Raw genomic sequence first — 6,639 nt, 5'->3', positions numbered from 1 at the left:
CGCCCGTCCAAAAAAGACGGGCGGGACGCCCATCCCACAATAACAATTAAAATTGTAAGTTATTTAATTCGCGATCCTCAGTTAGAATAAAGCAAAGTAATTATTCAAAAAAATGAGTGCTAAAGTTACTGTCATCGACCATCCTTTAATACAGCACAAGTTAACTCTCATGCGGCAAACTCAAACGAGCACGGCGAAATTTCGCCAACTGCTGAAAGAGATTGGGATGCTGCTAGCTTATGAAGTCACGCGAGATTTGCCGCTAAAATACGAACAAATAGAAACGCCGATCGCCCAAATGAATGCACCGGTGCTGGCTGCAGAAAAGAAAATTGTTATTATTTCGATTATGCGCGCCGGCCAGGGACTGTTAGATAGTATTTTAGAGCTGATTCCGTCAGCGAGGGTAGGACATATTGGTTTGTACCGCGATCCGACAACTCGGATGGCGATCGAATATTATTTCAAAGTTCCCCAAGATATCGAACAGCGAGATGTTTTAATTGTCGATCCGATGTTGGCTACTGGTAATTCAGCAGTCGCGGCAGTGGATAGGCTGAAAGAAGTTAATCCGAAGTCTATTAAGTTTTTGTGCTTGCTGGCGGCACCGGAGGGACTTAAGCACTTTCACGAACAGCACCCTGACGTGCAGATTTATACGGCTGCAGTTGACGAGTGTTTGGACGAGCACGGCTATATTGTACCCGGACTGGGAGATGCGGGCGATCGGCTTTACGGCACTATGTGAATTCAACAAAATGATTTTGGGCTGTATATGTCAATACATTCATTTAAAAATAAGTTTACTAACATAACTATTGGTTTGATAGTGCCAGACAATGTAAATTGTAAGATTTTAATGTCAGTAAAAGCCTATATACAGGAAGGGTTGTAGGATTTTTTTACATTATATTCGTAAATTGCATTATCTCAATGTATTTACTGCATTTTATGGCTAAATTCTCTGCCTTTAGTGTAATTAATCGCAGGAATTAGTTCATAAAATAGATGTATGACACTAACCGTTTGCGATCGACTACTAACAATTTTTGGACGAGGAAAAAAACAATGGAGACTACAGCACAGAAAGAAGCCCCCGATCAGCCTGTTGAGGCAGTGAAAATTAACAATATCAACAGTTTGGAGTTTGAGCTTTGGGCTAAAGCGGTGAAACGGCAGATGATTGCAGCACTCTCTAAAAAGGGCGCGCTTTGACATCTCTGAGTTTGTTGTGCGCAAGTGGCGTTAATTAAATTAACAAAATTTTTGTCTGCATTGTTGTCCAAAAGCTATAAGTGGGGAGGGGAAGAGTTTTGAGATTGCGCCTCTCGACGAGTTGCGGGAGGGGGAGAAGAAAGCATTTTCCTGATTCCTAGTTTTGGACGCACGGGTGGAAGGAAACCGGGTTTTTTTACGAAAATACTTCTGTTGCAATCGGCAGAAACGGTAAAAAAAGCCCGGTTTCTTGGTGTCGAGAGTGGCTTCGGGACTGTTTTCTCTGCCGAATGCTTTCTGCCAGATTACGATCGCTTGTCAACCGCCGCTAGCAACCGCAGACTTCCGTCTTGAACCTGCACTGCTTTCACCGTTCCCACAGCGACTCTTTGTTGACCGTTAGCCATGGCTACCTCAATCTTAATCTTGGGGTCAGCCTGCAATCCCAGTCGCCCCCAGAGCCACTTGACTTGAGTAGCAGGAAAAGAGCGCACTTCTACGTCTGAAAAGGGCGAATTAACCCAGCGGCTGCCGTCGTAAAAACTCGCTACCTGCACCTGATACCAAACTTGTTGTCCTGCCAATTTTAACTCGTTTTTCGGTTCGGGTTCCAGCCACTCAGCGGGATTGATACTGCTAATTAAAGTAGCAGAACCCATAATTTGACTCTTGTGGCCTTCTAAACTTTCAGCCTTAGAAACTGCTTCCTCAAGTTTATTGACTAAATTCCGAATTCGAGTTCTTGTTTCGCTGTCAGTATCTGATTGCTGGTCGAGCCAATTCATCGCCTCGCGAGTTCCGTCTTGAGACGCTACAATGAGCGCGCCCCAAGCCTTGACATCGGCGTCAGCGGCATTTACTCTCAAGGCGGCGTCTATGCGGTTCCAGATCCGCCCGCCGTCATTTTTGAGGGTTGTGGCTATTTCGTGACTGTTGCTCGGATCGGCTTCAAATACTTGCAAAGCTTCGCTCCAGCGGCCGTCGATCAATTCTGCGAGAACTTGTTGACCGGGACTGGCCCAAGATGCGATCGCCTGAGCCCGAGTAATTTTAGCGTGAAATTCGATCGTTTCTAGCTGAGCTTGCGCAACTGCGGGCCAATTTTTGCCGGCTTTCCCCTTCGCCACACGCATGACATTTAATGCTGGAGACCACAGCCCGCTTTTGGCAAGTCGCAGCCCATTTTTGTAAGTTTCGTCATTGAAGGCAAACTCTTCTAAAGAAATCGCCGTTAACTGAACGGGGTTGGGCAAAAATTTGCGCGGGCCAATTTGATAAAGGGTAAATTGCGGCTCTAAACCAACTGTTTGGTCGATCGCCAACTGCGGATTTGAACCCTTAACAATTTGTTGCCAATTCGGCGGTTGTCCGGCCGCACTGACCCAATCCAAAAGCGAAATTAAATGATTTTGGCTGGGGTTGTAGCGAACGACTTGTCCGTAGGGAATTTTCTTGTCGCCCCGCACCAGTTTACCGCTGACATTAAACCAAATGCCGGACGCGGGGGGCTTTCCGTCAAAGCGGCGCAGTTCTGTTAGGGGTAGCGACTGATTCGAGGCTTGATTGTTAGATGTAGAGTCAGCTAAAGAAGCAATGACAAAAGATTCCGCAGGGCCTTCTAGATTCAGAGAACTTGCTAACTGAAAATACTGCTCTTTATCCGAATAGCGATCGGGAAGCTGCACCCGCTGGTACACCCGAAGTTCGACAATTTGACGGCAAGGATTTTTGCAAACAGTAGAAGCGTTAACAGTCCTTTCCACCATCACCGGCAAGAGCAAATCGGAAATAGAATTATCGACGGGAAGCGGCAGGGGTTCTCCGGTTATAAATCCCAATTTGCGGATGCTGGCTTTGATTTGATCGAGAGTTTGGATCGAATCTCTGCTACCTGTAGGCAGGCGCGACCATCCAGGCACAAACTGAGAGATCAACTTGTTGCCATTAGGATCGACAATGAGCTGGTAACTCAGCCAAGCGCCACCTCCCATCAAAGCCGAGCAGCCGCACAAGATGCTGAGGGCTGTCACATTAGCTACCAGTCTTTTCCAGGGATATCTGGCGGGAGTTAGGGGAACAGGTATTGGAAGCTGGGACTCTTGAAGATTTTTGGGGCGTCGGGTTTGACGGCGGCGTCTTGTCGGAGGAGGAGCAACTTTGCGATTTTCTGGGGGTTTGACTCGATTTTTTGAGGGGTTAATTTTGTGTTCCATCGTCCCATTTTAGAATTTAGATTTTAGAATTTAGAGTTTAAAATTGCAATAGCCGATCGTACTGCCGACCTATGATATCCCAGGTGTATTGACTTTCAACGAGCGATCGCGCGCTGACAGAGAGATCCTGTCTTAACTGCTGATTTTCAAACAAACTGGTAATCGCCTCAACATACTCCTGAACTTTGTTCGCCCGCAAGGCCCTTCTCGGTTGTGGGCCGCCCTCGACGGCTAAACCCTCCAAACCTCGATCGCTAGCAACGACAGGGGTTCCCGCAGCCATCGCCTCCAAAGTTTTATTTTTAATTCCAAAACCTATCCGCATCGGCACCACACAAACAGCAGCCTGATGCAAATATTCTGCCACCCTTTGCACCCGACCTACTACTTGAATTCCCGGAAGTTTCCCCAAGGCGAGCACTTCCGGGACTGGCGAAGCCCCCACTAAGGTGAGGGTAGCATCGGGATAGCGCTGCAGCAAAGGCGGCAGTATTTGCAAACTGAGAAACCGCGCGGCGTCAATATTGGGCAAATTGTTCATTGCGCCTGCAAAAATTAAGGTGTGTCCTCCCGGATCGATCGACCGGTACGGAAATGCGGCCAAATCTACCCCGTTAGGAATTACATCTATGCGAGGTACAAAAAAATCCTGTTTTCCTAGCACCCGAACCGGAGGCGACAGTAATTCTAGGAGTTGCTCTCTGTCTGTGGATGTTGTCGCGACAATGCGGGAAAATTTGGAACAGTAGCGTTTTTCGTAGCGGGCGAGTAGCGGTAAATTCAGTCGATCGCGCAGGGGTTTTTCGGAGGTGCCGGTTGCTAACATTTCCCTGCAAGTTCCCCAAACGGAACTGTGAATGTTTGCCACTGTCAGCACTTTTTGCCGCCATTCCGGACGCACGTAAATCTCGTTAACGCTGTGTTCGCAGGTGACAGCATCGCATTTGCCTGCTGTTACCAATTCGTCTGCCCAATTCTGCATTGCTTGCGAGTAGCTTGAGAGTACGTTCGGAGGCGTCCCGGACAACAAAAATCGACCGAATCTGTGGAATTTTCCTATTATTTCAGAGAACCCCCCCTCAGTCCCCCCCTTATTAAGGGGGGGAGGCAAGAAGCCCTCCTCAAGCCCCTGGTGCAGAGTTAGCCCCCCCTTGACCAGGGGGGGTTGGGGGGGTGCTAGCGGGGAAGCCAAAAAGCCCTCCTCAAGCCCCTGGTGCAGTCTTAGCCCCCCCTTAACCAGGGGGGGTTGGGGGGGTACTTGCGGCTTGGGAAAAACTGCTAATTCTGTGACTTGCTGGCGCAATGCGTCGATTTGTGCGTCGGTGACATCGGGCGATCGCACAGTGCCGAGAAATACATCATGCCGCCGGCTCAAGTATTGCAATAAATTAAACGTCCTCACCTGAGTTCCTCCGCGGCTTGGCGGATAGGGAAAAGTCGAGGAAAGCATTAAAATCTTCATGGGATGTCAGATAAATAAAGTTGCAGCCAAGCGATAAAATTGATCGGTCGAATCTTTTTTACAATCCTCGTACCTATGGACGAATTATCTGTTAAGGCGCTGCTGGAAGACTTGAAAAAGTCCGACGAAAGCGTGCGCGATCGGGCAACTACAGAACTCTGGCGCACTTGGTTTAACCAGAAAGGTGAGTATGGGATGCAAATTCTCAGGCGATCGCAAGTTTTACTAGATGCAGGCGATGTTAGCCGCGCCTTGGATTTGCTGACACAACTGATTTCGGAAGCGCCGGATTTTGCTGAAGCTTGGAACCGGCGTGCCGTACTTCACTATACCCAAGGAAATTATAAAAAGTCGATCCAGGACTGCGAAACCGTTCTCAAACTGAACCCGGTTCATTTTGGGGCGCTGCACGGTCTGGGTTTGTGCTACGCTGCCTTGGGAGAATACATAAATGCTATTCAAGCTTTTCGCCGCGCTTTGGAAATTCAACCTTTTGCTTTGGTGAATCAAAAGTTAATTCTCGAATGTACAGCTCGTTTGAGTTAAAATCAACTGTCCCGAGAGTGAAATGTGTTAATACCAATGGGTAAAAAACTATGCGACTGCGGGATTTTTTTTAATCAGGATTGTTATCACTTTTTAGCAAGCTAAAATCTCAAATATCAAATCTAAAATTGTCTAAAGTACCCAAAATTAGCGTTTGCATTCCTACTTGCAATCGAGTGCATCTGCTGGCTTGTGCGATCGCCAGCGTGCTATATCAAACTTATACAGATTTTGAATTAATTATCTGTGATGACGGTTCTACTGACAGCACTCCTCTGTTGATGTCGGAATTTGTAGGTCGCGGGATTCGCTACATTCGCCACCCGCAGAATATCGGCAAGAGTAATAATATGCGATCGGGCTTTGCGGCGGCAAAGGGCGAATATTTTATCAAGTTTGACGATGACGATCGCCTGAGCGCGCAATTTCTAGAGCGGACATCTGCTATTTTAGATAAAGAGCCCAGCATCGATTTTGTCAGTACCGATCACTGGGTGATCGATATTAACAATTATATTGACGAAACTCAGACGAAAATCAATTCGCAGCGGTGGGGCCGCACCGAGTTGTCGGCTGGAATTATTGAAGATTTGCTCTCAACAGTTTTTGTGAGACAAAGTTTGCAAATAGGGGCAACTTTGTTTCGCCGCCGCGCGCTGGAAGAAGTGGGATTTCTGCGCCCGAATTGGCAAAATTGCGAAGATAACGATTTGTTTGTCAGACTTGCAATTGCGGGCAAAAAATGCTATTACTTGCCTGAGCTGTTGATGGAGTATCGAGTTCATGCAGGACAGCAAGGAGTCGATCGGGCAATTCCGTATTTAAGTGATAAATTGCGCTATTTGATCGGCTACGAATTTGATTCCGAGAAGTTGGAAACAGTAAGGCTCAAAAGGATTGCAGAAACTCAATTAGCGCTGGGTTTGCGGCTGATTGAGGTTGGTGAAACTGCAAAAGGGCGCCTGATGGTGCGAGCTGGAAAGTCAGTTTCTGAGGCGAAAATGTGGGCGGGTTTGGGATTGTCGCTGCTGCCCGTCGAGTTGCGTCCAAGGGCTTTTGCGGCTGTACGGGAGTTGTTGAAACGGGAGTTGTGAAAGCGTAGGATTTCGACAGAATACCCGGCGGTTTCAACCGCGTCTATACACACAAAACCCGCAAGGCAAGAGTTGAAGAGTCGGCGGTGAAAATTACGTTTATACAGAC

At 47.6% G+C, this 6,639-nt stretch carries 6 protein-coding genes; 4 read left to right on the top strand and 2 right to left on the bottom strand.

Annotated features, from left to right (window positions below; all coding sequences use genetic code 11):
- The first annotated feature begins 112 nt into the window (after nucleotides 1–112).
- The gene (gene upp / locus QUB30_RS28945; RefSeq protein WP_333340979.1) at nucleotides 113–748 is read left to right on the top strand and encodes a uracil phosphoribosyltransferase; all 636 of its coding nucleotides are present in this window, start codon (nucleotides 113–115) and stop codon (nucleotides 746–748) included.
- Between the two features lie 260 nt (nucleotides 749–1,008).
- Nucleotides 1,009–1,215 carry a hypothetical protein gene (locus QUB30_RS28940; RefSeq protein ID WP_333340977.1) on the top strand — a complete coding sequence of 69 codons (207 nt, stop codon included), beginning with the start codon at nucleotides 1,009–1,011 and terminating at the stop codon, nucleotides 1,213–1,215.
- Between the two features lie 305 nt (nucleotides 1,216–1,520).
- Here the strand turns inward: QUB30_RS28940 and QUB30_RS28935 are convergent, their stop codons facing one another.
- Entirely contained in the window at nucleotides 1,521–3,428 is a 1,908-nt protein-coding gene (locus tag QUB30_RS28935) for a hypothetical protein (protein WP_333340974.1), read from the bottom strand.
- A 37-nt stretch (nucleotides 3,429–3,465) separates the two neighbouring features.
- Nucleotides 3,466–4,890, bottom strand: coding sequence for a glycosyltransferase family 4 protein (locus QUB30_RS28930; RefSeq protein ID WP_333340971.1), 1,425 nt, complete (start codon nucleotides 4,888–4,890; stop codon nucleotides 3,466–3,468).
- A 75-nt stretch (nucleotides 4,891–4,965) separates the two neighbouring features.
- Between QUB30_RS28930 and QUB30_RS28925 the strand changes: the two genes are divergently transcribed.
- Both QUB30_RS28925 and QUB30_RS28920 read left to right on the top strand, forming a co-directional pair.
- A complete protein-coding gene (locus tag QUB30_RS28925) occupies nucleotides 4,966–5,436 on the top strand; it encodes a tetratricopeptide repeat protein (protein WP_333340968.1) in 471 nt (156 codons plus the stop codon).
- Between the two features lie 128 nt (nucleotides 5,437–5,564).
- Nucleotides 5,565–6,530: a glycosyltransferase gene (locus tag QUB30_RS28920; RefSeq protein WP_333340965.1), complete on the top strand. Its 966-nt coding sequence runs from the start codon at nucleotides 5,565–5,567 to the stop codon at nucleotides 6,528–6,530.
- Nucleotides 6,531–6,639 lie beyond the last annotated feature (109 nt).

This window comes from Microcoleus sp. BROC3 (assembly GCF_036702515.1).
GTDB lineage: Bacteria > Cyanobacteriota > Cyanobacteriia > Cyanobacteriales > Microcoleaceae > Microcoleus.
The sequence above is the reverse complement of the archived record's forward strand: the minus strand, read 5'-3'. Positions and strand labels throughout refer to the sequence as shown.

What these genes read in the sequence shown, in the direction of transcription:
- QUB30_RS28940 (WP_333340977.1), top strand. Translation starts at nt 1,009, where the DNA reads ATGTATGACACTAACCGTTTGCGATCGACTACTAACAATTTTTGGACG.
- QUB30_RS28925 (WP_333340968.1), top strand. Translation starts at nt 4,966, where the DNA reads ATGGACGAATTATCTGTTAAGGCGCTGCTGGAAGACTTGAAAAAGTCC.
- upp (WP_333340979.1), top strand. Translation starts at nt 113, where the DNA reads ATGAGTGCTAAAGTTACTGTCATCGACCATCCTTTAATACAGCACAAG.
- QUB30_RS28930 (WP_333340971.1), bottom strand. Translation starts at nt 4,890, where the DNA reads ATGAAGATTTTAATGCTTTCCTCGACTTTTCCCTATCCGCCAAGCCGC.
- QUB30_RS28935 (WP_333340974.1), bottom strand. Translation starts at nt 3,428, where the DNA reads ATGGAACACAAAATTAACCCCTCAAAAAATCGAGTCAAACCCCCAGAA.